A 25,317-nucleotide genomic window follows, 5' to 3' on the forward strand; every position below is an offset into this window, starting at 1 on the left:
CCCGTGAGCATGGACATCAGCGATTTTTACCAGACGTTTTTCGATGAGGCCGATGAGCTGTTAGCCGACATGGAGCAGCATCTGTTGGGTCTCGATCCCCAGGAGCCGGACTCCGAGCAGCTAAACGCCATCTTCCGCGCCGCCCACTCTATCAAGGGCGGCGCCGGAACCTTCGGCTTTACGGTATTGCAGGAAACCACCCATATTCTGGAAAACATTCTGGATGGTGCTCGTCGCGGCGAGATGCAGCTCAGCACCGACATCATCAACCTGTTTTTGGAAACCAAAGATATTATGCAGGAACAGCTCGATGCCTATAAAACCGCGCAAGAGCCGAACGCGGAAAGCTTTAACTATATCTGCGAGGCGCTGCGCCAGCTGGCGTTAGAGGCCAAAGGCCTGCCCGTTCCCGCGCCGGCCGCCGCACCCGTGGCGCAGGCCGCGCCAGCGAGCAGCGGACTGCGCGTGCAGCTGATCAACCTCAAAGAGAGAGAAGTCGATCTGCTGCTGGAAGAACTGGGCAATCTCGGCAGCCTGAGCCAGGTGGTGAAGGGCAGTGACAGCCTGGAAGCGAACATCGACGGCGTCGGCAAAGACGATATCGTGGCGGTGCTCTGCTTCGTCATCGACGAAGCGCAGATCCGCTTCCCGGAAGCCGCCGCCGCCGCAGAAGCCGCGCCGGTCGCCGAGCCGCAGCCGGTGGAAGAGGCCGCGCCGGTGCAGAGCGCCAGCGTCAGCGAACTGCCGGTGGCGAAGCGTGAAGCCAAACGCGCCGCCGCGCCGGCCAAAACCAGCGAGTCGAGCAGCATCCGCGTGGCGGTAGAGAAGGTCGATCAGCTGATCAACCTGGTCGGCGAACTGGTGATCACCCAGTCGATGCTGGCGCAGCGCTCGGGCGAACTCGACCCGGTGGCGCATGGCGACCTGCTGAACAGCATGGGCCAGCTGGAGCGCAACGCGCGCGATTTGCAGGAATCGGTGATGTCGATCCGCATGATGCCGATGGAGTATGTCTTTAGCCGCTTCCCGCGTCTGGTGCGCGATCTGGCAAGCAAGCTGGGCAAAGAAGTCGAGCTGACGCTGCTCGGCAGCTCCACCGAACTCGACAAGAGCCTGATCGAACGCATTATCGATCCGCTGACGCACCTGGTGCGCAACAGCCTCGACCACGGCATCGAGTCGCCGGAAAAACGCCTCGCGGCGGGCAAAGTCGCCACCGGCAACCTGACGCTGTCGGCAGAGCATCAGGGCGGCAACATCTGCATTGAGGTCTCCGACGACGGCGCGGGCCTGAACCGCGAGCGCATCCTCGCCAAGGCGCTCTCGTCTGGCCTGCCGGTCAGCGAAAACATGAGCGACGAAGAGGTCGGCATGCTGATCTTCGCACCGGGCTTCTCCACCGCCGAGCAGGTCACCGACGTGTCGGGCCGCGGCGTCGGCATGGATGTGGTGAAGCGAAACATCCAGGAGATGGGCGGCCATGTTGAGATCGCCTCGAAGCAGGGCAAAGGCACCACCATCCGCATTCTGCTGCCGCTGACGCTGGCGATCCTCGACGGCATGTCGGTGCGCGTGGCGGATGAAGTCTTTATTCTGCCGCTCAACGCGGTGATGGAGTCCCTGCAGCCGCGCAGCGAAGAGCTGAAGCCGCTGGCGGGCGGCGAGTGCGTGCTGGAAGTGCGCGGCGAATACCTGCCGCTGGTCGAGCTGTGGAACGTGTTCGACGTGCAGGGCGCGAAAACCGAGGCGACGCAGGGCATCGTGGTGATCCTGCAGAGCGCGGGCAAGCGCTACGCGCTGCTGGTGGATCAGCTGATTGGCCAGCACCAGGTGGTGGTGAAAAACCTCGAGAGCAACTATCGCAAAGTGCCTGGCATCTCCGCCGCCACCATCCTGGGCGACGGCAGCGTGGCGCTGATCGTCGACGTATCAGCGCTGCAATCGCTGAATCGTGAAAAACGTGTGGCCGGCGCGGCCGCCTGACTGATAACAAAAGGGTAGAAACATGACTGGAATGGCAACCGTGACCAAAATCGCCGGCGAAACCGTCGGCCAGGAGTTCCTGGTATTTACGCTGGGAGATGAAGAGTACGGTATCGATATTCTCAAGGTGCAGGAGATCCGCGGCTACGACCAGGTGACGCGCATCGCCAACACGCCGGAGTTCATCAAGGGCGTCACCAACCTGCGCGGCGTGATCGTGCCGATTATCGACCTGCGCGTGAAGTTTTCCCAGCCCGACGTCGAGTACAACGACAACACCGTGGTGATCGTGCTGAATCTGGAGCATCGCGTGGTCGGCATCGTGGTGGACGGCGTCTCTGACGTGCTGTCGCTGACGCAGGATCAGATCCGCCCGGCGCCGGAATTCGCCGTCACCATGTCGACCGAGTATCTCACCGGCCTCGGCGCGCTCGGCGAGCGTATGCTGATTCTGGTGGACATCGAGAAGCTGCTGAGCAGCGAAGAGATGGCGCTGATGGATACGCTGCGCAGCGCGTAAGCCGCTTTTTTTCACGGGCCGGGATAACACCGGCTCGTGACTATTTCCTTTTAAAATCAAGATAATAGATTTCTTCTTTTTCCTGCCTTGCCCTAAATATCTCCCGCCGCTGGCCGATAATTGTTCTGCTTTATCTTCTACTTTCCCAGGGCTCCTTATGCTAACCAAAATACGTGTAGTCACCAGCCTGCTGCTGGTTTTACTGATGTTTGGCCTGTTCCAGGCCTTCTCAGGAGCAATCTTTTTCTCTGCGCTCAGCGACGATAAAAACAGCTTTAACGTGTCGCAGCTCGCCAGCCGCAATCAGGCGGCGCTCAACGACGCCTACGCCAGCCTGAACCAGAGCCGCGTGGTGCTGACGCGCGTCCAGCTGCGTATCGCCACCAGTAAACTCAGCGGCAAAGACGCGGATATCGATCACCTGATCGATGACAGCAAACATTTCCAGCAGTCGGCCGCGGATAACTTCAAACTCTATAAGTCGATCCCCGACACCACCGGGCAGAACGTCGCGCTGAATAAAGAGCTGGACGTCGCCTACGCTGCCTACGCGGATGCGCTGCGCCAGCTGCAGGAGGCGCTGATCGCCAGCGATATGGCGGGCGTGGCCCAGGCGCCGGTGGCGCCGAGCCAGAGCGCGTTCCTTAAGCTCTATACCGACTGGCGCGCCGATCAGGCGCACCTCGCCGAGCTGGGCGTGGCGAAAAACGCCAGCGCCTATGCGCGCATGCTGTGGATCCTGGGCGCGATTATGGCGCTGGTAGTAGTGACGATCGCGCTCTGCTGGGTCGGCCTGCGTCGCGTGCTGATTAACCCGCTAAACGCGAATATTGCGCATATCCAGCAGATCGCTCAGGGTGACCTGACCCAGCCGATTCAGGTGGAAGGGCGTAACGAAATGAGCCAGCTGGCCGCCAGCCTGCAGGAGATGCAGCAGTCGCTGGTGCGCACCGTCAGCAACGTGCGCGACGGCTCCGACGCCATCTTTACCGGCGCCAGCGAAATATCGGCGGGCAACAACGATCTCTCCGCGCGCACCGAAGAGCAGGCGGCGTCGCTGGAGCAGACCGCCGCCAGCATGGAGCAGCTCACCGCCACCGTGAAGCAGAACGCCGAGAACGCGCGCCAGGCGTCGCAGCTGGCGCTCAGCGCGTCAGAGACCGCGCAGAAAGGCGGCAGCGTGGTGGACGGCGTGGTGAAAACCATGAGCGACATCGCCGGCAGCTCGAAGAAGATCGCCGACATCACCAGCGTCATCGACGGCATCGCCTTCCAGACCAATATCCTGGCGCTGAACGCGGCAGTCGAGGCGGCGCGCGCCGGCGAACAGGGCCGCGGCTTCGCGGTGGTGGCGGGCGAGGTGCGCAGCCTGGCGCAGCGCAGCGCCCAGGCGGCGAAAGAGATCAAGTCGCTGATTGAGGACTCGGTGAACCGCGTCAACGCTGGCTCGCAGCTGGTCGGCACGGCGGGCGACACCATGAGCGACATCGTCAGCGCGGTGACGCGCGTCACCGACATCATGGGCGAAATCGCCTCGGCGTCGGACGAGCAGAGCCGCGGCATCGACCAGGTGGGTCAGGCGGTGACCGAGATGGATCGCGTGACGCAGCAGAACGCCTCGCTGGTGGAGGAGTCGGCGGCGGCGGCGGCCTCGCTGGAGTCGCAGGCGAGCCGTCTCAGCCAGTCGGTGGCGGTGTTCAAGATCCCGCGCGCGGCGGCCGCGGCGGTTGGCACTCGACACGTACAAATTGCGGCGCCCGCGCTCAGCCTGGCTTCCGCCGCGCCGCGCAAGGCGCTGGCCGCGCCCGGCAGCGACGCCAACTGGGAAACCTTCTAAGCGCCACCTGCATGCCGGGCATCCGTCCGGCATGCTATTTCCCCTCTCTAGCCGTGCTTCCCGCTTTTAAAACCTACATAACTCTGAAAACCGTTAAACCCGCTCAGATCTGACGCTGGCGCGCCGATAGAGAGCCTGCACGTTTTTTTAATGATCCCCGGGAAAAATATATGTTGAAACGCATTAAAGTGGTGACCAGCCTGATCGCCGTGCTGGCTATTTTTAGCCTGCTGCAGCTGACGTCGGGCGGGCTGTTCTGGTCGGCACTGCAGAAAGACAAAGAGGCGTTCGCGCTGGCGCAGGTCTCTACGAATAACGTTACGGCGATGACCGACGCCTGGATCGCGCTTAACCAGACGCGCATCACCCTCAACCGCGCCATGCTGCGCCTGCAGAGCAGCACCGCGGCGCAGATTAACGGCGGCCCGCTGGACGAGCTGGTTAAACAGACCGAACAGCAGCTGGCGCTGGCCGATCGCAATTTTAAAATCTACTACGATTTGCCCGCCACGCCGGGGCTGGAGGTGGCGCTGCGCGATCGGCTGGAGGCGCAGTACGCCAGCTATCACGACGGCCTGGCCGGCATGCTGGAGCGCCTGAAGGCGCGCGATCTGGACGGGATGTTCCGCTTTAATATCGAACAGATCCAGAACACGATGCAGGCCGCCTACAGCGACTGGCGTGCCAGACAGACCACGCTCGCCGCGCAGGGCGCGGAGCAGAACCAGCGCGCATTCACCCAGATGATGTGGCTGCTGGCGACGGTGGCGCTGCTGGTGATCGGCGTGGTGGCGGTCTGCTGGTTTGGCCTGCGTCAGGTGCTGATCCAGCCGCTGCACCAGCTGCTGACCCATATCCGCACCATTGCGGCGGGAGATCTGACCCAGCCGATCGCGGTGGAAGGGCGCAATGAAATGAGCCAGCTGGCGAACGGGCTGCAGGAGATGCAGCAGTCGCTGGTGCGCACCGTCAGCAACGTGCGCGACGGCTCCGACGCCATCCTGAGCGGCGCCAGCGAAATTTCGGCGGGCAACAACGATCTCTCCGCGCGCACTGAACAGCAGGCGGCGTCGCTGGAGCAGACCGCCGCCAGCATGGAACAGCTCACCGCCACCGTGAAGCAGAACGCCGAGAACGCCCGTCAGGCGTCGCAGCTGGCGCTCAGCGCCTCGGAAACCGCGCGTAAAGGCGGCGATGTGGTAGACGGCGTGGTGAAAACCATGAGCGATATTGCCGGCAGCTCGAAGAAGATTGCCGATATTACCGGTGTCATCGACGGCATCGCCTTTCAGACCAATATCCTGGCGCTGAACGCGGCGGTGGAAGCAGCGCGCGCCGGCGAACAGGGCCGCGGTTTCGCCGTGGTAGCGGGCGAGGTGCGCAGCCTGGCGCAGCGCAGCGCCCAGGCGGCGAAAGAGATTAAGTCGCTGATTGAGGACTCGGTAAATCGCGTCAACGCCGGCTCGCAGCTGGTCGGCACGGCGGGCGAGACCATGAGCGACATCGTCGGCGCGGTGACGCGCGTCACCGACATCATGGGCGAGATCGCCTCGGCGTCGGATGAGCAGAGCCGCGGCATCGACCAGGTGGGCCAGGCGGTCACCGAGATGGATCGCGTGACGCAGCAGAACGCCGCGCTGGTGGAGGAGTCTGCTTCTGCCGCGGCCTCGCTCGAAGCGCAGGCGAGCCGCCTCAGCGAGTCGGTGTCGGTGTTCGCCATCCCGCGCGCCGCGCAGGCACCGCGCGCGGCAACCCGCGCCGTTGCGGCCGCGCCGCTGGCGCGTCAGCCGCAGGCGGCAACGGTCAGCGGCGATAACTGGGAAACCTTCTAAACCGCTGTTTACGCCCGCAGGGAAGCGGGCTGTTTCGATCCCTTGCTGCCAGGCCGCGCAGGCTTTTTCCTCCTCTGGTCCAACCGCTGCTTCCTTACATAAAGATCCCTTCATTGAGGCCGATAACTAGTGCGATCCGCCAACCAATGAGGTGTTTATGTTTAATCGAGTACGCGTTGTCTCCGGTCTGCTGAGTGTGCTGGTGCTGTTTGTGCTGCTGCAGCTGGTTTCCGGAGGCGCTTTTTTTAATACGGTGAAAGCCGACAAAGAGAATTTTGCCTATAACCAGCGTCTCGCGACGCTGCAGCAGGCGATGGGCACCTCATGGGTCTCCCTGGTTCAGGCGCGCAACACGCTGAACCGCGCCGGGATCCGCTACCTGCTCGACAGCCAGCAGGCAGGCTCAGGCGCCACCGTGCAGGATCTGGTGGCGCTGGCCAATGAAGAGTTGAAAGTGGCCGACCAGGGGTTTGCCGACTTCAACGCCAACCTGTCGGAAAAGGGCAAAACCGCTGAAAACGTGCTGACGCTGCAGGCCAACTACAAAGCCTACCGCGACGCGCTGACCGAGCTGACCGGTTTTCTCGGCACGGGCAATTTCAAAGGCTTCGTCGATCAGCCGACCCAGGGTTTTCAGGACAAATTTGCAAAGGATTACAACGCCTGGCAGAGCCATAACCAGCTGCTGGCCAGGCAGGGCATCGACGCCAACAACAGCGCCTACGACCACGCCATTATGATCGCGGTCGGCATGGTGCTGATCACGCTGCTGATCAGCCTGCTGGTCTGGACGGTAATGCGCGGCTCGCTGATCGGGCCGCTGAAGCAGAGCATCGAGCATATCCGCCATATCGCGCGCGGCGACCTGACGCAGCCGATCGCCTTTAGCGTGCGCAATGAGCTGGGCGATCTGCTGACGGCGCTGCAGCACATGCAGACCGAGCTGGTGCGCACCGTCTCGACGGTACGCGACGGCGCGGACGCCATCTACACCGGCGCCAGCGAAATCGCCATCGGCAATAACGACCTCTCTTCGCGCACCGAGCAGCAGGCGGCGTCGCTGGAGCAGACCGCCGCCAGCATGGAGCAGCTCACCGCCACCGTGAAGCAGAACGCCGAGAACGCGCGTCAGGCGTCGCAGCTGGCGCTCAACGCGTCGGAAACCGCGCAGCAGGGCGGCAAAGTGGTGGACGGCGTGGTGAAAACTATGAGCGACATCGCCGGCAGCTCGAAGAAGATTGCCGACATCACCAGCGTCATCGACGGCATCGCCTTCCAGACCAATATCCTGGCGCTGAACGCGGCCGTCGAGGCGGCGCGCGCCGGCGAACAGGGCCGCGGCTTCGCGGTGGTGGCGGGCGAGGTGCGCAGCCTGGCGCAGCGCAGCGCCCAGGCGGCGAAAGAGATCAAGGCGCTGATTGAGGACTCCGTGGCGCGCGTCGACACCGGCTCGGTGCTGGTGGAGAGCGCCGGCGAAACCATGCAGGACATCGTCAATGCGGTGACGCGCGTTACCGACATCATGGGCGAAATCGCCTCGGCGTCGGACGAGCAGAGCCGCGGCATCGACCAGGTCGGTCTGGCGGTGACGGAGATGGATCGCGTCACCCAGCAGAACGCCGCGCTGGTGGAAGAGTCCGCCTCGGCGGCCGGCTCGCTGGAAGATCAGGCCAGCCGACTGAAACAGGCGGTTTCTGTGTTCAATATTGGTAAAGAATTTGTCGCCCAGGCCGTTAACAGAACTACGGCGTCGAACAGTGTTCGTCTGGAGGCGCCGGTCGCGGCCTCCCGCGCGTCAGCTGTACGCAGCGACGACAACTGGGAAACCTTTTAATCGCCTGGATGGCCGGTTGGCGGCAACGCCGACCGGCATAGCAGCAGAATTTAATCAGTGAAGTACAGTGCCAGGTGACCTGAAATGAAGAAATCGACGTTACTGGATCAAAACGACGCGACAACGCTGCTCTCGCAGATGGTGCAGCGGTTGCCGCTCTCGGATACACACTTTCGTCGTATCAGCCAGCTGATCTATCAGCGCGCCGGCATTGTGCTGGCCGACCACAAGCGCGAGATGGTGTACAACCGGCTGGTGCGCCGCCTGCGCACGCTGAATATTGATGACTTTGGCCGCTATCTGGCGCTGCTGGAGAACGATGCCAACAGCGCGGAGTGGCAGGCGTTTATCAACGCGCTGACCACCAACCTGACCGCTTTTTTCCGCGAGGCGCACCATTTCCCCATTCTGGCGGAACATGCGCGCAAGCGCTCCGGCAGCTTTAACGTCTGGTGTGCCGCCGCCTCGACCGGTGAGGAGCCTTACTCCATCGCCATGACGCTGGCGGAGACGCTGGGCGCCGGACCAGGCAAATTTCAGGTGCACGCCAGCGATATCGACACCCAGGTGCTGGAGAAAGCGGTCGCCGGCGTCTATCGCCAGGAGGAGCTGCGCACCCTCTCGCAGCAGCAGCTGCAGCGCTTTTTCCTGCGCGGCACCGGCCCCCATGATGGTATGGTGCGCGTGCGGCCGGAGCTGGCGAACAGCGTCAGCTTCGCCCGGCTCAACCTGCTGGCCAACGACTGGGCGCTGCCGGGACCTTTCGATGCGATCTTCTGCCGCAACGTAATGATCTATTTCGATAAAGAGACGCAGGAGAAGATCCTGCGTCGGTTTGTGCCGCTGCTGAAGCCAGGCGGCCTGCTGTTTGCCGGTCACTCAGAGAACTTCAGTCAGATCAGCAAAGAGTTCTGGCTGCGCGGACAAACCGTCTATGGACTGACGAAGGAAAGATGATGAGCAAAATCACCGTAATGTGCGTGGACGACTCCGCGCTGATGCGACAGCTGATGACCGAAATCATCAACAGCCATCCCGATATGGAGATGGTGGCGACCGCGCCCGATCCCTTAGTCGCGCGTGATTTGATCAAGCAGTACGACCCGCAGGTGCTGACGCTGGACGTGGAGATGCCGCGCATGGACGGCCTCGACTTTCTCGAGAAGCTGATGCGTCTGCGCCCGATGCCGGTGGTAATGGTGTCGTCGCTGACCGGCAAAGGCTCGGAAATTACGCTGCGCGCGCTGGAGCTGGGCGCGGTCGATTTCGTCACCAAGCCGCAGCTCGGCATTCGCGAAGGGATGCTGGCCTACAGCCAGATGATCGCCGACAAGATCCGCGCGGCGGCGCGCGCCCGACTGCACGCTCGTCCGACAATGCCGGCGCCGGTGACCTTAAAAGCAGGCCCGCTGCTGAGCAGCGAGAAGCTGATCGCCATCGGCTCCTCGACCGGCGGCACCGAGGCGATCCGCCATGTGCTGCAGCCGCTGCCGCCGACCAGTCCGGCGCTGATGATCACTCAACATATGCCGCCGGGCTTCACCAAATCGTTCGCCGAGCGTCTCAACAAGCTTTGTCAGATCACGGTGAAAGAGGCGGAAGACGGCGAGCGCATCCTGCCGGGGCACGCCTATATCGCGCCGGGCGCGATGCATATGGAGCTGGCGCGCAGCGGCGCCAACTATGTGGTGAAACTGAATGAAGGGCCGCCGGTGAATCGCCACAAGCCGTCGGTAGACGTGCTGTTTCGATCGGTGGCGATCAACGCCGGCCGTAACGCCGTGGGGGTGATCCTCACCGGCATGGGCAATGACGGCGCGGCGGGCATGCTGGAAATGCACCGCGCCGGCGCCTGGACCATTGCGCAGAGCGAAGCCTCCTGCGTGGTCTTTGGTATGCCGCGAGAAGCCATCGCCAGCGGCGGTGTGAGCGAAGTCGTGGATTTAGGCAATATCAGCCAGCATATGCTGGCAAAAATTAGCGCCGGACAGGCACTGCGAATTTAACAGGCCCGTCCTGCCGGGCGAGATAACACAGGAGTAATTATGGCTGATAAAAACATGCGCTTTTTGGTGGTGGACGACTTCAACACGATGCGTCGCATCGTGCGTAACCTGCTGAAAGAACTGGGCTTCAACAACGTCGAAGAAGCAGAAGACGGCGTCGACGCCCTGGGCAAGCTGAAAGCGGGCGGATTCGACTTCGTCATCTCTGACTGGAACATGCCGAACATGGACGGCCTGCAGCTGCTGCAGACCATTCGCGGCGACGCCACGCTGGGCAAGCTGCCGGTGCTGATGGTCACGGCAGAAGCGAAGAAAGAGAACATTATCGCGGCGGCGCAGGCCGGCGCCAGCGGCTACGTGGTGAAACCCTTCACCGCCGCCACGCTGGAAGAGAAATTAGGCAAGATCTTCGAAAAACTGGGTATGTAAGGAGATGTGATGAGCGACCTTCCGAAACCAACTGAGGATGCCTCGGCACACGACATCATCGCTCGCATCGGCTCGCTGACGCGCATGCTGCGCGACAGCCTGCGCGAGCTGGGGCTGGACAAAGCCATTGCCGATGCGGCCGAAGCCATTCCCGACGCCCGCGACCGTCTGGATTATGTGGTGCAGATGACGGCACAGGCTGCCGACCGCGCGCTGAACTGCGTAGAAGCGGCGCAACCGCATCAGGATAAAATGGAAGCCGGGGCAACCCAGCTAAAAGGGCGTTGGGACCAGTGGTTTGAAAACCCGATTGAACTGGCCGACGCACGTGAGTTGGTGACGGATACGCGCGCATTCCTCACCGACGTGCCAGAGCATACCGCCTTCACCAACAAGCAGCTGCTTGAAATCATGATGGCGCAGGATTTCCAGGACCTGACCGGTCAGGTGATCAAGCGCATGATGGATGTGATCCAGGAGATTGAGCGCCAGCTGTTGATGGTGCTGCTGGAGAATATGCCAGAAGTGAGCGCCGAGAAGCGTCAGGAGGGCACCAGCCTGCTGAACGGTCCGCAGATCCACGCCGATGCACCGGGCGTGGTGGCGAACCAGGATCAGGTCGATGACCTGCTGGACAGCTTAGGGTTTTAATCCCGCGCCGCCAGCCTTCCGGCTGGCGGCACCTTTTCTTTCTCATCCGCCAATGAACGGCGCTTTTCCCCGTTTTATCTCCGCTTTAACCAAAGCCAAATTTGGCATTCTATGCTCAGAATTCCTGTTCACTGAGGTTTGTCGTGGCTGAAGAGAGCGACGAGGACAAAACAGAATCGCCCACAGCCCACCGACTTGAAAAAGCGCGTGAAGAGGGGCAGATTCCGCGTTCGCGCGAGCTGACGTCGGTGCTGATGCTGCTGGCGGGCCTGATGACCCTCTGGCTGGGCGGCTCGCTGATGGCGCGTCGGCTGGCGGCGATGGTCGCCTCCGGGCTGCGTTTCGATCACAGCATGGTCAACGACAGCAAGCTGATTATCGGCCATATCAGCGGCCTGATTGGCCAGGCGGTCATGGCGCTACTGCCGCTGATGGCCGGGCTGGTGATGGTGGCGATCGCCGCGCCGATGCTGCTGGGTGGCCTGGTGATCAGCGGCAAATCGATCAAGGTCGATTTTAAAAAGCTCAATCCGCTGCCCGGCTTCGCCCGCATGTTCGCCGCGCAGGCCTGGACCGAGCTGTTCAAAGGCATCCTTAAGGCGGTGCTGGTCGGCAGCGTCGGCGGCTGGTACATCTGGTCGCACTGGCCGGAGATGCTGCGGCTGATCAGCCAGTCACCCTCTAACGCCCTGATGCACGGGCTGGAGATGATTGCCGCCTGCTGCGCGCTGGTGGTGCTCGGCCTGATCCCGATGGTGGGCTACGACGTTTTCTGGCAGCTCTACAGCTACTACAAAAAGCTGCGCATGTCGCGCCAGGAGATCCGCGACGAATTCAAACAGCAGGAAGGCGACCCGCATGTGAAAGGGCGCATCCGTCAGGCGATGCGCGCCGCCGCGCGCCGCCGCATGATGGCCGATGTGCCGAAGGCGGACGTCATCGTCACCAACCCGACGCACTACTCCGTGGCGCTGCAGTACAACGAAAAGATGAGCGCGCCGAAAGTGGTGGCGAAAGGCGCGGGCGACGTGGCGCTGAAGATCCGCGAACTCGCCGCCGAACACCGCATTCCGCTGCTGGAGGCGCCGCCGCTGGCGCGCGCGCTCTATCGGCACACCGAAATCGGTCAGCAGATCCCCGGCGCGCTCTACGCGGCGGTGGCGGAAGTGCTGGCCTGGGTCTGGCAGCTGCGGCGCTGGAAGCGCGAAGGCGGCCTGATCCCGAACAAACCAAAGAATCTGCCGGTTCCGGCGGATATGGACCCTGCAGGAGAGAAGCGAAACGATGGCTAACCTGGCCGCAAAACTGCGTTTACCGAACAACCTGAAAGACACGCAATGGCAGGTGCTTGCCGGTCCCGTGTTGATCATGATGATCCTGTCGATGATGGTGCTGCCGCTGCCCGCCTTCATCCTCGATCTGCTGTTCACTTTTAATATCGCGCTCTCGATTATGGTGCTGCTGGTGGCGATGTTCACCCAGCGCACGCTGGAGTTCGCCGCCTTTCCTACCATTCTGCTCTTCTCCACGCTGCTGCGTCTGGCGCTTAACGTCGCCTCGACCCGTATCATCCTGATGGAAGGCCATACCGGCGCCGGCGCGGCCGGGCGCGTGGTCGAGGCGTTCGGCCACTTCCTGGTCGGCGGCAACTTCGCCATCGGCATCGTGGTGTTCGTTATCCTGGTGGTGATCAACTTTATGGTGATCACCAAAGGTGCAGGGCGTATCGCCGAGGTGGGCGCGCGCTTCGTACTTGACGGCATGCCCGGTAAACAGATGGCGATCGACGCCGACCTCAACGCCGGTTTGATCGGCGAACAGGAGGCGAAAAAGCGCCGCACCGAAGTGACCCAGGAGGCGGACTTCTACGGCTCGATGGACGGCGCCAGTAAGTTCGTGCGCGGCGACGCCATCGCCGGGATCATCATTATGGTGATCAACGTGATCGGCGGGCTGCTGGTGGGTGTGGTGCAGCACGGGCTGGATATCGGCCACGCTGCTGAAACCTATACGCTGCTGACCATCGGCGACGGCCTGGTGGCACAGATCCCGGCGCTGGTGATCTCTACCGCGGCGGGCGTGATCGTCACCCGCGTCGGCACCGATCAGGACGTCGGCGAGCAGATGGTGAGCCAGCTGTTCAAAAACCCGCGCGTGATGCTGCTCAGCGCCGGCGTGCTCGGCCTGCTGGGCATGGTGCCTGGCATGCCGAACTTCGTTTTCCTGCTGTTTACCGGCGCGCTGCTCGGCCTTGCCTGGTGGATGCGCGGCCGCGAGATGGAGGCGAAGAAGAACCCGGAAGCGGCCAGCAGTTCGCTTATCAAGCCTCAGGATACGCCCGCTAATACCGAGGCCTCCTGGACCGACGTGCAGCTGGAAGACACCCTCGGCATGGAGGTGGGCTATCGTCTGATCCCGATGGTGGACAACAACCAAAACGGCGAGCTGCTGGGACGCATCCGCAGCATCCGTAAAAAGGTGGCGCAGGATGTCGGCTTTCTGCCGCCGGTGGTGCATATCCGCGACAATATGGAGCTGCCGCCTGCGCGCTATCGCATTCTGATGAAAGGGGTGGAGATTGGCAGCGGCGACGCCTATCCGGGCCGCTGGATGGCGATTAACCCCGGCACGGCGGCGGGCACGCTGCCGGGCGAGGCGACCGTCGATCCGGCGTTCGGGCTGGCGGCCATCTGGATCGACAGCGCGCTGAAAGAGCAGGCGCAGATTCAGGGCTTTACCGTGGTGGAGGCGAGCACCGTAGTAGCGACGCACCTTAATCACCTGATTGGCCAGTACGCCAGCGAGCTGTTCGGCCGTCAGGAGGCGCAGCAGCTGCTGGATCGCGTGAGCCAGGAGATGCCGAAGCTGACCGAGGATCTGGTGCCGGGCGTGATTACCCTGACGACGCTGCACAAGGTGCTGCAAAACCTGCTGACCGAGCGCGTTTCAATCCGCGATATGCGCACCATTATTGAAACCCTGGCGGAGCATGCGCCGGTGCAGAGCGATCCGCAGGAGCTGACCAGCGTGGTACGCGTGGCGCTGGGCCGCGCCATTAGCCAGCAGTGGTTCCCCGGCAACGGCGAAGTGCAGGTGATTGGCCTCGATGCGACGCTGGAGCGTCTGCTGCTGCAGGCGCTGCAGGGCGGCGGCGGGCTGGAGCCTGGCCTGGCCGACCGGCTGCTGGAGCAGGCGCAGGCCGCGCTGCAGCGTCAGGAGATGCTGGGCGCGCCACCGGTGCTGCTGGTCAACCATCCGCTGCGCGCGCTGCTGGCGCGCTTTCTGCGCCGCAATCTGCCGCAGCTGGTGGTGCTCTCCAATATGGAGCTGACCGACAACCGGCATATCCGCATGACCGCCACTATCGGTGGCAAGTAATGGCGCGCTGGCGTCTGGGACTGGCGCTGCTGCTGACGGCGCTGCCGCTTTTCGCCGCCACGGGCGCCTGGCACGCCAGCGTCAGCGGCCCGGCGCTCAGCAACCGGGGCGGCTGGGTGAAGTCGAAACCGCTGCGCGCGCCGCCGGGGATTTCCGGCTCGGTGAGCCTGATTAACTGGCGCTATCAGCTGACCGGCGCCGCGCCGTCGGGATTGCAGGTGAAGCTGTGCGGCGCGCAGCGCTGCGCCTCGCTGGAGGGCGGCAGCGGCGCCACACGTGCGCTGGCGCATCTCGACGCGAGCGAAACGCTCTATATGGTGTTTGGCGTAGCGGGCAGCGGGGCGCTGCCGCCGGGGCTGAGGGTGCTGAGCAGCGAAGTGATGGTAAATTATCAGCATTAAAAAACCCCGCCGAGGCGTAATGCTTGTCAGTGAAGGTCAGGTTCAGAAAAGGCCGCTTTTTAAGAAAAAAGCGGCCTTTTCTTATACGCGTGTACGCGTGTGAGCATATTGGTGCGGGCCACTGCACCTCCTCTGCTGCCGGGCCGTCCTCGCGCCGCTGCGCGGTGCCTTCGGCTGCAACGTCGTGCCGGCCGGACCGTTCGGGTACGGCCATCCAGGCCTACCCGAACTGCCTGTCGCCTCCCTGCGACCGGCTCCTGGCACAACGTTTCCGCCTCAGCGCTGCGAATAGCCCTCTACAGCAGAGGAGGCGCAGTGGCCTCAGGCAGAGTGCCCTTTGTAGCAGTAGAAACGCTGCCGTCCGCTCCCTTATGCCCTTTCCAGCAGCGCTCACGGAAGCTGGCCAGCAGGCTGGTGCCGCTCTGGGGCGGGCATTTCGCAGCGCTGAACAGAGTGAGTCTGCCAGGAGAGCCCGCAGGGATGCGGGCGAAAGGTGGGGCTGGAACAGGGAGGTTCCATCCCCACCGGTCCGTGAGGCAGACGAGTGACGTGAAGGGACCGCGTCAGCGGCGCGAGGACCGCCCGCCCCAGAGCGGCACCAGACTGCGTCATCACCCTGTGATTAACTGACAAGCATTACGCCAGGGCAGGGTTTTTGTTTATTACATACGCTCGACGGTTTTGATACCCAACGTATCCAGCCCCTGCTTCAGGGTCTTCGCCGTCAGCGCCGCCAGCTGCAGGCGGCTCAGGCGCGTCGATTCCTCTTCCGCGCTGAGGATCGGGCAGTGCTCGTAGAAGCCGGAGAAAAGACCCGCCAGGTCATAAAGATAGGCGCACATCACGTGCGGCGTGCCGTCGCGCGCCACCTGCGTGATGGTCTCTTCAAACTGCAGCAGGCGCGTCGCCAGCTGCGCTTCGCGATCTTCGGTAATCGCCAGCGGCGCGTCGATGCTGTCGACGTCAACGCCCGCTTTGCGGAACACCGAGAGCACGCGGGTGTAGGCATACTGCATATAGGGCGCAGTATTGCCCTCAAACGCCAGCATATTGTCCCAGTCGAAGATGTAGTCGGTGGTGCGGCTCTTCGACAGATCGGCGTACTTCACCGCGCCGATGCCGACCACTTCCGCCAGCTGCTGCAGCTCCGCTTCGCTCATCTCCGGGTTCTTCTCGCGCACCAGCTTCAGTGCGCGATCGTGCGCCTCATCCAGCAGATCGGCGAGCTTAATGGTGCCGCCGCTGCGGGTTTTGAACGGGCGGCCATCTTTACCCAGCATCATGCCGAAGGCGTGGTGCTCCAGCGGCACTGATTCCGGCACGTAGCCCGCTTTGCGCACGATGGTCCACGCCTGCTGCAGATGCTGATGCTGACGCGAATCGATGTAATAAAGCACGCGATCGGCCTTCAGCGTCTCGTAGCGATATTTGGCGCAGGCAATATCGGTGGTGGTATAGAGGTAGCCGCCATCTTTCTTCTGAATGATGACGCCCATCGGCTCGCCTTCTTTATTCTGGAACTCGTCGAGGAACACCACGGTGGCGCCCTCGCTGGTGACAGCCAGCCCTTTGACGCGCAGATCGGCGACGATGCCCGGCAGCATATCGTTATAGAGGCTTTCGCCCATCACGTCTTTGCGGGTCAGCGTCACGTTCAGGCGGTCATAAATCAGCTGATTCTGCCCCATGGTGATATCCACCAGCTTCTTCCACATGGTGCGGCAATATTCGTCGCCGCCCTGCAGCTTCACCACGTAGGCGCGCGCGCGCTCGGCGAAGGCTTCGTCTTCGTCGTAGGTGCGTTTCGCTTCGCGGTAGAAGGCTTCCAGATCGGCCAGCGCGATCTCCTCGTGGTGCTCGTTCTGCTGCTTCTCCAGAAAGGCGATCAGCATACCGAACTGCGTGCCCCAGTCGCCGACGTGGTTGGCGCGGATCACGTTATGCCCGAGGAACGACAGGGTGCGCACGGCGGCATCGCCGATAATGGTAGAGCGCACGTGGCCGACATGCATCTCTTTCGCCACGTTAGGCGCCGAGTAGTCGACAACGATGGTTTGCGGCTCAACGGCGGCGACGCCGAGACGCGGCTGCGTCAGCGCCTGTTTTGCCTGTGCGGCCAGCCAGCTGCGGTCGAGGAAAATATTGATAAAGCCCGGGCCAGCGATCTCGACCTTGCTGGCGATGCCCGCTAAATCAAGGTGGGTTATCACGCTTTCAGCCAGCTGTCGCGGCGCCTGTCCCAGTTTTTTCGCCACCGCCATAATGCCGTTGGCCTGATAATCCCCAAACTGAACTTTAGCGGACTGACGAACCTGGGGTTCACAGTCGGCCGGCGCACCGGCTAAAATCATCGCCTGACTGACTTTTTCGGAAAGAAGAGCCTGAATATTCACCGCATTACCTTCATATGCTGAAAGGCTCGACTGCTGCGCAGCGAGCCATTGTCATCATCCTGCCAGAGCGCCCGCAGGCCGCGCAGAATGGAAAAAAAGAAGGGGGAAGTATACGTGAAATGTCACGTTGCGTCAGCAGTCGCCGCGCAGAGAGAGTGCGGGGAAACGGCGTCAGGCCGGTTTCCCGAAAGAGAGGCTAACGACGGCGAAGATGGCGACGAGGGTTTTTGACGCTTTTATCTTCTCGCACCTTCCAGTGGCGGGAAATTGCAAATCCCATCAGTGCGATCAGGACTGCGACAACAATGAGCATGAACATAGAGCCATTCCTTGTAGTTGTGTTAGGTCAAATTTATAAGAAAGGCGGTGCTGCTGCAATTGTTTGGCGGGCAAATAAGAGTTATCTCATTGTATAAATGAATGTCATTAATTTCAGCAATTTAGTGCACTTTCATCCAGAAACTACTGGCCCTGAAGCGGGGATAAATCCGAATTAAAAGGGCTTATTACATGGTTTTGCGGCAAAATCGGGGGCAAATCGGATGATTCTTATCATTTAATCGCGCCTGAACCAGTGCTGGCGGGACTTTGTATTGATAAAAAAACGTAAACAAACAAGGGCGTTTTATGACTTCCAACCTCTCTTTTCCCTCTGAATTAGCGGATTTAGCCATCGATCTGGCGCGTTTTAGCGCAGCGCTGGAAGAATTCGCCGCGCGCCTCGGATTAAGCTTAGCGACGCTCGAAGCGGATCATATCGCCGTGCGCTGTCATCAAAACAGCACCGCGGAGCGCTGGCAGCAGGGGCTGGCGAAAATCGGCAGCCAGTTTTCCGAGGCAATCATCAATGGCCGGCCTATCCGCCTGTTTAAGCTGCACCAGCCCTTAGCGCTGAACGGCTGGCAGATCGACGTGGTCGAGCTACCCTGGCCGGGGGAGAAACGCTATCGCCATGAAGGTTTTGAGCATGTGGAAATCGTGCTGCGCGGCGATCACCAGACGCTGGGCGTGCGCGCCATGGCGCTGCTCAGCGACGACGCGCTGACGCAGCCCGGCATCTCGTTTAAAACCAGTTCGCCAAAAGGGGAAAACGAGCGGCTGCCCAATCCGACCTTAGCGGTGACCGACGGGCAGACCACGATAAAGTTTCATCCGTGGCGACTGGAGGAGATCGTCGCCAGCGAGGCGGGCTAAGCGCGCGCGGTGACCGCTGTCTGGAAACGGCGCAGCGCCTCGTCCAGCGTGGCGTGAGTGCAGCCAAAATTAAAGCGTACAAAGCGATCGTCGCCGAAGTCGCGGCCGGGGGAGAAACCCAGTCCGTGCTTTTCGAAATAGAGCGCCGGGCTGGCGACATCCAGCCCGCTGCAGTCGATCCAGCCTAAGTAGGTCGCTTCCGGCAGCGCCATCGAGACGCCCGGCAGCGCGTTGACGGCCGCATGCAGCCGATCGCGGCTGACGCGCAGATAGTCGAGCTGCGCCGCCAGCCAGGCGTCGCCGTGACGCCATGCCGCTTCGGCGGCCACCAGCGCCAGAATATCGACGTCGGGCACGATGCCGTAGCGCGCCTGCTTAAAGCGCGCGCGCAGCCCGGCATTGGGAATAATCGCCAGCGAGGCGCCCAGCCCGGCGATATTAAAGCTCTTGGAAGGGGAGATCAGCGTAATGCTGCGCTGCGCGGCGTCTTCGCTCAGGCTGGCGAAGGGGATATGACGCGCGCCGGGCGTCAGCAGCAGATCGCAGTGGATCTCATCCGAACAGACGATTAGATCGTGCCGCTGGGCAAACGCCAGCTGCGCCTCCAGCTCGTCGCGGCGATAAACGGTGCCGCCGGGGTTCTGCGGGTTGCAGAGCAGCAGCAGCTTCTCTTTACCGTTGAGCTGCGCATCCGCCTGACTGAGGTCGACCACCCAGCGTCCCGCCTGCAGCGTCAGCGGCAGATAGCGCTGCTCGCGCTCCGCCAGCTTCGCTGCGCCGCGAAACGGCGGATAAATGGGCGACGGCGAGAGAGAGCGTTCGTCGCGCGCCGTCATGGCGCGCACCGTCAGATTAAGGCCGCTCACCACGCCAGGCAGCACCACCAGCCATTCCGGCTCTACTTTCCACTGGTAGCGCTGTTCGAGACGCGCCAGCGCCGCGTCGATGAAGCCGGCTGGCCGCGTGCCATAGCCGAAAACACCATGATCGGCGCGGCTTTTTATCGCGTCGATCACACACTCGGGCGAGCGGAAATCGGTGTCCGCCACCCACAGCGGAAGCAGGTCCGGGTCACTGTATTTGTTCCATTTGAGACTATCGCTGTGACGACGGTCTATCCGTTGGTCAAAATTAAATGCCATGCGCGGTTTTCCACGTAAACTGATGTCTGTTGCCAGACTAACCGATAGCCCTGTGTCGAGCCAGACGTCATGTAAAGGAGGAACCGATGACAACCCTGGAAATTTGCTGCTACGGCGTGGATTGCGCCATGACGGCGCAGCAGGCCGGCGCCGACCGCGTTGAGCTGTGCGCCGCGCCGCGCGAAGGCGGCCTGACGCCTTCCGCTGGGTCACTGGAAGCGGCACGACGTGAAATATCGATTCCGGTTCATCCTATCGTCCGGCCGCGCGGCGGCGACTTCTGTTACACCGCGCGGGAATTTGAGATCATGAAATCTGACGTGGCGCGCATCCGCGATATGGGCTTCCCCGGCCTGGTCATCGGCATGCTGGATGAAGAGGCGCATATCGATCGCGCACGCATGCGGCAGATTATGGCGCTGTGCGACGGCGTGCAGGTCACCTTCCATCGCGCCTTCGACCTCTGCCACAGCCCGAACCGCGCGCTGGACGAATTAACCGCGCTGGGCGTGGCGCGCGTGCTCACCTCCGGGCAGCAGCAGAGCGCGGAAAACGGAATTGCATTATTAAAGGAACTTAATGAACAGAGCGAGGGTCCAATCATTATGGCCGGTGCTGGCGTGCGCCTCAGCAACCTGCAAAAGTTCCTCGACAGCGGACTTTGCGAGGTTCACAGCTCTGCCAGCCGCCTCGTGACCTCGCCGATGCGCTATCGCAAAGCCGGTGTCTCCATGTGTTCTGATGCGGAAATGGATGAGTTCAGCCGTTACTGCGTGGACAGCGACGTGGTGGAAGCCATGAAAAGCGTGATGCAGCTTAATACCGTCAGGGTAGCCTGAATCACCAGAGATTTTGCCGCGCAGCACGCCTTATGACGTGATGTTTGCAAGTACCAAACCCCAGCCATCTTGCTGGGGTTCTTTTTATCTGCCGATTAGCAGCAGGCCGCGCCAGAAGCCGCCAATGCGGTTACACTCAGGTTATTGAGATCACTGGGAGTTACACCATGACACGCTCTCTGACTGCGGCGCTCGCGCTGGCTCTGCTTTTTGCCTCTCCCGCGCTGCGGGCCGCCGGGTGCGCTCCGCACAGCAAGGCCGTCGCCAGTAGCAACAGCTGGATTATGCTGGGCGGCAGCGCCAAAGGCGCGGTGCGTCAGGTGATCGCCGGCGAGTTCGGCAAAGACGTGGACTCGCAAAAGCGGGTGCTGGGGCAGTTTGATCCCTGCGGCATCCTGCTGGTGGCCGACGTCACCTTCGATAAAAAAGAGCACAACGTTATCCTGAGCATGGAGCAGCATATCGCCCGCGTGCAGGGCGGCTGGGTGGCGGAATACGCCTATCTGGTGAAGGTGTTGAAAGAGGGGCAGGAGCAGGTGGTCGACAACCGTCAGGGCACCATTAGCTGGCTGACCGGCCAGCACGGCAATATCGTCACCGCCTCCGATAAATTCACCAGCATGGGCAAGAGTGGTTTTACCGATACCACCTACCGCTACGACGCGCAGCTGCGGCTGGCGAAAAGCGTCTCGCGCGGCACCGACGCGCTGACCAACGGCGAAAGTCGCTGGCAGTGGAATCCGCAAGGGCAGGTGATCAGCGCCATCACGGCGCGCAGCAAAGATCGCTACACCTACGATAAAAATTTCCGCGAATGGCAGCTGCACGGCAGCGCCACCACGCCGGTCAGTTCGCTGCGCTCGGTGGATGAGTGTCAGCTGTGGGACGAGGTCGGTAACTGCACCTTAAGCTATCTGCACGAAACCGAAGTGTTTGATAAAGGCACCATCGAGCGCCATCTCAGCGCCGCCTATAAATATCAGTACTGGGATCGGCCGGCGGAGGCGGAGTAGCGCGCAGAAACAGCGCGCCCGCGTTAAAAGTTTGTTAAAGTAAGCGGCGCCATTTCAGGGAGATAACTATGACCGCCACGCTGCTGTTCTCGTTTTTATTCGCGATTACCATTTTGACGCTGACGCCGGGTTTCGACACCGCGCTGGTGCTGCGCACCGCCGCCGCGCAGGGCTGGCGACGCGGCAGCGCAACGGCGCTGGGCATCAACCTCGGCTGTCTGCTGTGGGGCGTCGCGGTGGGATGTGGCCTGGGCGCGCTGCTGCTGGCGTCGGAGATGGCCTATAACCTGCTGAAGTGGGTCGGCGCCGCTTATTTGCTTTATCTGGGCACCAGGCTGCTGCTCAGTCCGCGCACGCAGCCGCAGGAAGAGGCCACGGGCGAAACCGCGCCGCAAAGCTATCTGAGCTGCTTCAATCGCGGCCTGTTCGGCAATCTGCTCAACCCTAAAATAGGCGTGTTTTACGTTACCTTCCTGCCGCAGTTTATTCCGGCGGGTGCCTCGGTGCCGCTCTGGTGCACGCTGCTGGCGCTGATGCATATTGCGATTGGCCTGCTGTGGAACGCCGTCCTGATCGGCGGCAGCCACTACTTCGCCGCGCACCTGCGCCGTCCGGCGGTGCTCAAGGTGATGGACCGCCTGACGGGCATGGTGTTTATCGGCTTCGCGGCGAAGCTGGCGCTTTCGCGCCGCTAGCCCTTAAGGTTTGGTGGCGACCAGCACCGCGCGCAGCGGCGCCGGGTAGCCTTCCACCGTTTTCGTCGCGTCGTGCGGGTCGAGGAACTCGGCCAGCGATTCGCTGGTCATCCAGCTGGTGCGGCGCTGCTCGTCGGTGGAGGTCACCGCATAGTCGACGATCTTCACGTCAACAAAGCCGCACTTCTCCAGCCAGCTTTTCAGCGCCAGCGCCGACGGAATAAAGTAGACGTTGCGCATCTGCGCGTAGCGCTCGCCCGGCACCAGCACGTCCCGTTCGTCCCCTTCGATCACCAGGGTTTCCAGCACCAGCTCGCCACCGCTCACCAGCTGGTTTTTCAGCTGCAGCAGATGATCGAGCGGCGAGCGGCGATGATAGAGCACGCCCATCGAGAAAACGGTGTCGAACGCCTGCAGCGTCGGCAGCTGCTCAATGCCGAGCGGCAGCAGATGCGCGCGTCGGTCGTCGCCCAGCAGCTTGCGTACCGCTTCAAACTGGCAGAGGAACAGCTGCATCGGATCGATGCCCACCACCAGCTGCGCGCCTGCGCCGACCATGCGCCACATGTGATAGCCGCTGCCGCAGCCGACATCCAGCACGGTGCGGCCCGCCAGTGAGGAGATATGCGGCGCGACGCGCTGCCACTTCCAGTCAGAGCGCCACTCGGTGTCGATCGCGGTGCCGTAGAGCGCATAGGGGCCTTTGCGCCACGGCATCAGGTTGCGCAGCAGCTTCTCAATGCCCTGGCGCTGGCGGTCGCTCAGATCGTCGCGATCGGCGCTGACGCTGTGCAGCAGGTCAAGATGCTGCGGCTGCAGCAGCGGCAGATGATCCACCGACTTTTCCCAGTTGCGAAACAGGCCATGCAGGTTCTCTTTCTGCCAGGCGGCGATCTGCGCCGGCAGCACCTCCAGCCAGCTGGCGAGCGGACCGGTGGCGATTTGCTGATAAAAACGGCCAAACTCAATCATTTCAACGCCACCAGCGAGCCAAAGTTAAAGCACTGGAACCAGAGTTCCGCGTGAGAGAAGCCCGCCTGTTTCAGGCGCGCTTTATGCGTCTCGACGCTGTCGGTCAACATCACGTTCTCCAGCATGCTGCGCTTCTGGCTGATCTCCAGCTCGCTGTAGCCGTTGGCGCGCTTGAAGTCGTGGTGCATATTGAACAGCAGCTCACCCACCTCAGCGTCCTCGAAGCTGAACTTCTCCGACAGCACCAGCGCGCCGCCGGGCTTCAGCCCTTGCCAGATCTTCTCCAGCAGCTGCAGACGCGCAGGGGGATCGAGAAACTGCAGCGTAAAGTTGAGCACCACCAGCGAGGCGTTTTCGATGGCGATATCGCGGATATCGGCCTCAATCACGTTCACCGGCGTGTCGGCGCGAAAGGCGTCGATATGGCGACGGCAGCGCTCGACCATCGCCGGCGAGTTATCCACGGCGATAATGGTGCAGCCTGGCGCCTTGATGTTGCGGCGCACCGAGAGCGTGGCGGCGCCAAGGGAACAGCCCAGGTCGTACACCTGGCTGTCGGGCGTGACAAAGCGCTCGGCCAGCATGCCGATCATCGAGATGATATTGGAGTAGCCGGGCACGGAGCGCTGAATCATATCGGGGAAGACTTCAGCCACGCGCTCGTCAAAGGTCCAGTCGCCCAGCTTATCGATGGGGGCGGAAAATAGCGTATCGCGGTCAGACATAGTAAATCCGGAAAGACGACGGAAAGGGCGCTATTCTGGCAGAAAGTGGGGCGGGCTGCACCCTTTACGCCCGCGGCGGGTCAATGCAGCGTCAGCACCAGCTCCCAGGGAAGATAGATCAGATTAAACACCGCCATGCCGCACAGCGCGAACAGGGTCAGCATCATGCCATATTTGCGCCCGGCGAGCGCGCTGCGGCGCAGCCCCTGCGCATGCAGCACGCGACCGGCGAAAAAGATCAGCGCGGTGAGGTGCACCATCCAGATGTCAGCGCCGTTCATCTCCATCATCACCAGTAGCAGCAGCGCCAGCGGGATGGTTTCCACCGCGTTGCCGTGAATGCGCATCGCCACGCGCAGATCGTGAAATCCGCCGTCGCCAAAGGCGACCCGATAGTGGCGGCGATAGCGCACCACGTCCAGCGCGAACTTCATCACCATCAACACACCCAGTACCACATATAACGCGCTAACCATGCTCTTCCTCGTTGATCAGAACAGCGAATCCTGCTGCGGCCAGGCGGGCCCTTCGCCGATACCAGCGTCGATCGCCTGCAGCTGCGGCCACAGGCGTCGCACCAGCGGAAAGACCTGGCCCATATCCGGCGTATGGATAAAGAACAGCGGATCGCTTTCCGTCTGCCATTGTGCCAGCTTTTCGCGCCAGACCTGAAAAAATCGCTCGCTTTCGTCTACGTCGTCGCTGCCGATAAAGCGCACCATCGGCCGCTCGCCGGTGCGCAGCGCGTGAGGCGGCACGCGCGGCTTTTGCTGACGCGCATGCAGGGCGGCGGGGCTTTGCGAGGTCGAGGCGTGCGCCGGTCGGCTGTCGAGGATCACCCGATTGACGCCGCGCGCCTGCAGGCCCTGATTCAGCGCGCGCTCCGCCTCGCCCTTGGCGAAAAAGGCGGGGTGGCGCACTTCGACGCCATAGCTGAAGCGGCGCGGCAGCCCGTCGAGAAAGCGCCAGAGATCGTCGAGCTGCGCCGGGGAAAAGGCGGCGGGCAGCTGTAGCCAATACTGGCCGATGCGATCCGCCAGCGGATCGAGCAGGCGCAAAAAGTCGTTTAGCAGATCGTCGGTATGGCGCAGCTCGCCCTGATGGCTGATGGTGTGCGGAAACTTAAAGCAGAAGCGGAAGTCGTCATGGGTCATATCGCGCCAGCGCTGTACGGTGTCGGGCGCAGGCAGCGCATAAAGCGTGGTGTTGCCCTCCACGCAGTGGAACAGGCGGGCGTAATCGGCCAGGCTCTCAATGCCCCAGCGTTTCCAGTGCGAATGCTGCCACTGCGGCAGCCCAATGCGAAGCGTCACGGCGTCTCTTCTCCTTCTGGTTTGGCTCTACAGGGTAGCCTGGTTGCGCGACGCAGGAAAAACCGGCGACGAAATACGCGCTTTGGCGCGGCTCTACTTATCCTGCCTGGCTTTTTCCATTATAATGACCGCCTTTTTTGCGGCAGCATCTCAAATGGTT

22 protein-coding genes are annotated in these 25,317 nt (G+C 62.1%); 16 read left to right on the top strand and 6 right to left on the bottom strand.

Translation table 11 applies throughout. The features are described 5' to 3' along the window. Window positions 1-9 precede the first annotated feature (9 nt). The 12 genes from cheA to MC269_RS07585 all read left to right on the top strand — a co-directional run bounded on the left by cheA (window position 10) and on the right by MC269_RS07585 (window position 14,871). Window positions 10-1,983, top strand: a complete 1,974-nt coding sequence (gene cheA / locus MC269_RS07530) for a chemotaxis protein CheA (RefSeq protein WP_239954707.1) — start codon at window positions 10-12, stop codon at window positions 1,981-1,983. Between the two features lie 22 nt (window positions 1,984-2,005). After that, window positions 2,006-2,503 (top strand): chemotaxis protein CheW, encoded by a 498-nt coding sequence (gene cheW / locus MC269_RS07535; protein ID WP_081142815.1) that lies wholly within the window; start codon window positions 2,006-2,008, stop codon window positions 2,501-2,503. A gap of 157 nt (window positions 2,504-2,660) precedes the next feature. Beyond that, window positions 2,661-4,340 carry a methyl-accepting chemotaxis protein gene (locus MC269_RS07540; protein WP_239954708.1) on the top strand — a complete coding sequence of 560 codons (1,680 nt, stop codon included), beginning with the start codon at window positions 2,661-2,663 and terminating at the stop codon, window positions 4,338-4,340. 170 nt (window positions 4,341-4,510) lie between these two features. Next, window positions 4,511-6,172 (top strand): methyl-accepting chemotaxis protein, encoded by a 1,662-nt coding sequence (locus MC269_RS07545; protein WP_239954709.1) that lies wholly within the window; start codon window positions 4,511-4,513, stop codon window positions 6,170-6,172. 157 nt (window positions 6,173-6,329) lie between these two features. Further along, entirely contained in the window at window positions 6,330-8,006 is a 1,677-nt protein-coding gene (locus MC269_RS07550) for a methyl-accepting chemotaxis protein (RefSeq protein ID WP_239954710.1), read from the top strand. A gap of 84 nt (window positions 8,007-8,090) precedes the next feature. Beyond that, window positions 8,091-8,963, top strand: a complete 873-nt coding sequence (gene cheR / locus MC269_RS07555) for a protein-glutamate O-methyltransferase CheR (protein ID WP_081142825.1) — start codon at window positions 8,091-8,093, stop codon at window positions 8,961-8,963. Then, window positions 8,963-10,012: a chemotaxis response regulator protein-glutamate methylesterase gene (locus tag MC269_RS07560; protein ID WP_081142827.1), complete on the top strand. Its 1,050-nt coding sequence runs from the start codon at window positions 8,963-8,965 to the stop codon at window positions 10,010-10,012. The genes cheR and MC269_RS07560 overlap by 1 nt, the downstream gene beginning before the upstream one ends. Window positions 10,013-10,051: 39 nt before the next feature. Continuing rightward, complete coding sequence (gene cheY, locus MC269_RS07565) at window positions 10,052-10,441, top strand: chemotaxis response regulator CheY (RefSeq protein ID WP_081142829.1); 390 nt, start codon at window positions 10,052-10,054, stop codon at window positions 10,439-10,441. 9 nt (window positions 10,442-10,450) lie between these two features. Further along, the gene (gene cheZ / locus MC269_RS07570) at window positions 10,451-11,092 is read left to right on the top strand and encodes a protein phosphatase CheZ (protein ID WP_081142831.1); all 642 of its coding nucleotides are present in this window, start codon (window positions 10,451-10,453) and stop codon (window positions 11,090-11,092) included. Window positions 11,093-11,235: 143 nt separating this feature from the next. Then, a complete protein-coding gene (flhB, locus tag MC269_RS07575; RefSeq protein WP_239954711.1) occupies window positions 11,236-12,384 on the top strand; it encodes a flagellar biosynthesis protein FlhB in 1,149 nt (382 codons plus the stop codon). Continuing rightward, a complete protein-coding gene (gene flhA / locus MC269_RS07580; RefSeq protein ID WP_081142835.1) occupies window positions 12,377-14,470 on the top strand; it encodes a flagellar biosynthesis protein FlhA in 2,094 nt (697 codons plus the stop codon). Before flhB ends, flhA begins: the two co-directional genes overlap by 8 nt. After that, complete coding sequence (locus MC269_RS07585) at window positions 14,470-14,871, top strand: flagellar protein FlhE (RefSeq protein ID WP_239954712.1); 402 nt, start codon at window positions 14,470-14,472, stop codon at window positions 14,869-14,871. Before flhA ends, MC269_RS07585 begins: the two co-directional genes overlap by 1 nt. A gap of 662 nt (window positions 14,872-15,533) precedes the next feature. On the opposite strand, the gene argS is transcribed toward MC269_RS07585, so the two are convergent. After that, complete coding sequence (gene argS / locus MC269_RS07590; RefSeq protein ID WP_239954713.1) at window positions 15,534-17,264, bottom strand: arginine--tRNA ligase; 1,731 nt, start codon at window positions 17,262-17,264, stop codon at window positions 15,534-15,536. Window positions 17,265-17,891: 627 nt separating this feature from the next. On the opposite strand from argS, the gene MC269_RS07595 reads away from it, so the two are divergent. Beyond that, the gene (locus tag MC269_RS07595) at window positions 17,892-18,458 is read left to right on the top strand and encodes a VOC family protein (RefSeq protein ID WP_081142655.1); all 567 of its coding nucleotides are present in this window, start codon (window positions 17,892-17,894) and stop codon (window positions 18,456-18,458) included. Here MC269_RS07595 and MC269_RS07600 read toward each other — a convergent pair. Further along, window positions 18,455-19,600, bottom strand: a complete 1,146-nt coding sequence (locus MC269_RS07600) for a MalY/PatB family protein (protein WP_239954715.1) — start codon at window positions 19,598-19,600, stop codon at window positions 18,455-18,457. The genes MC269_RS07595 and MC269_RS07600 overlap by 4 nt on opposite strands. 86 nt (window positions 19,601-19,686) lie before the next feature. Between MC269_RS07600 and cutC the strand changes: the two genes are divergently transcribed. From cutC to MC269_RS07615, 3 genes are all read left to right on the top strand, one after another. Continuing rightward, window positions 19,687-20,439, top strand: coding sequence for a copper homeostasis protein CutC (gene cutC, locus MC269_RS07605; protein ID WP_081142659.1), 753 nt, complete (start codon window positions 19,687-19,689; stop codon window positions 20,437-20,439). Between the two features lie 167 nt (window positions 20,440-20,606). Next, the gene (locus MC269_RS07610; protein ID WP_236722777.1) at window positions 20,607-21,452 is read left to right on the top strand and encodes a hypothetical protein; all 846 of its coding nucleotides are present in this window, start codon (window positions 20,607-20,609) and stop codon (window positions 21,450-21,452) included. Between the two features lie 68 nt (window positions 21,453-21,520). After that, the gene (locus MC269_RS07615; protein WP_239954717.1) at window positions 21,521-22,147 is read left to right on the top strand and encodes a LysE family translocator; all 627 of its coding nucleotides are present in this window, start codon (window positions 21,521-21,523) and stop codon (window positions 22,145-22,147) included. Between the two features lie 3 nt (window positions 22,148-22,150). Here the strand turns inward: MC269_RS07615 and cmoB are convergent, their stop codons facing one another. The 4 genes from cmoB to MC269_RS07635 all read right to left on the bottom strand — a co-directional run bounded on the left by cmoB (window position 22,151) and on the right by MC269_RS07635 (window position 25,157). Beyond that, window positions 22,151-23,119, bottom strand: a complete 969-nt coding sequence (gene cmoB / locus MC269_RS07620) for a tRNA 5-methoxyuridine(34)/uridine 5-oxyacetic acid(34) synthase CmoB (protein ID WP_081142667.1) — start codon at window positions 23,117-23,119, stop codon at window positions 22,151-22,153. Continuing rightward, window positions 23,116-23,844, bottom strand: coding sequence for a carboxy-S-adenosyl-L-methionine synthase CmoA (gene cmoA, locus MC269_RS07625; RefSeq protein ID WP_081142669.1), 729 nt, complete (start codon window positions 23,842-23,844; stop codon window positions 23,116-23,118). Before cmoA ends, cmoB begins: the two co-directional genes overlap by 4 nt. An 80-nt stretch (window positions 23,845-23,924) precedes the next feature. Beyond that, window positions 23,925-24,320 (bottom strand): MAPEG family protein, encoded by a 396-nt coding sequence (locus tag MC269_RS07630; protein ID WP_239954718.1) that lies wholly within the window; start codon window positions 24,318-24,320, stop codon window positions 23,925-23,927. 15 nt (window positions 24,321-24,335) lie between these two features. Continuing rightward, window positions 24,336-25,157 carry a DUF72 domain-containing protein gene (locus MC269_RS07635; protein ID WP_239954720.1) on the bottom strand — a complete coding sequence of 274 codons (822 nt, stop codon included), beginning with the start codon at window positions 25,155-25,157 and terminating at the stop codon, window positions 24,336-24,338. Between the last annotated feature and the right edge of the window lie 160 nt (window positions 25,158-25,317).

This window comes from Pantoea sp. Z09, from assembly GCF_022394795.1.
Lineage (GTDB): Bacteria > Pseudomonadota > Gammaproteobacteria > Enterobacterales > Enterobacteriaceae > Pantoea > Pantoea latae.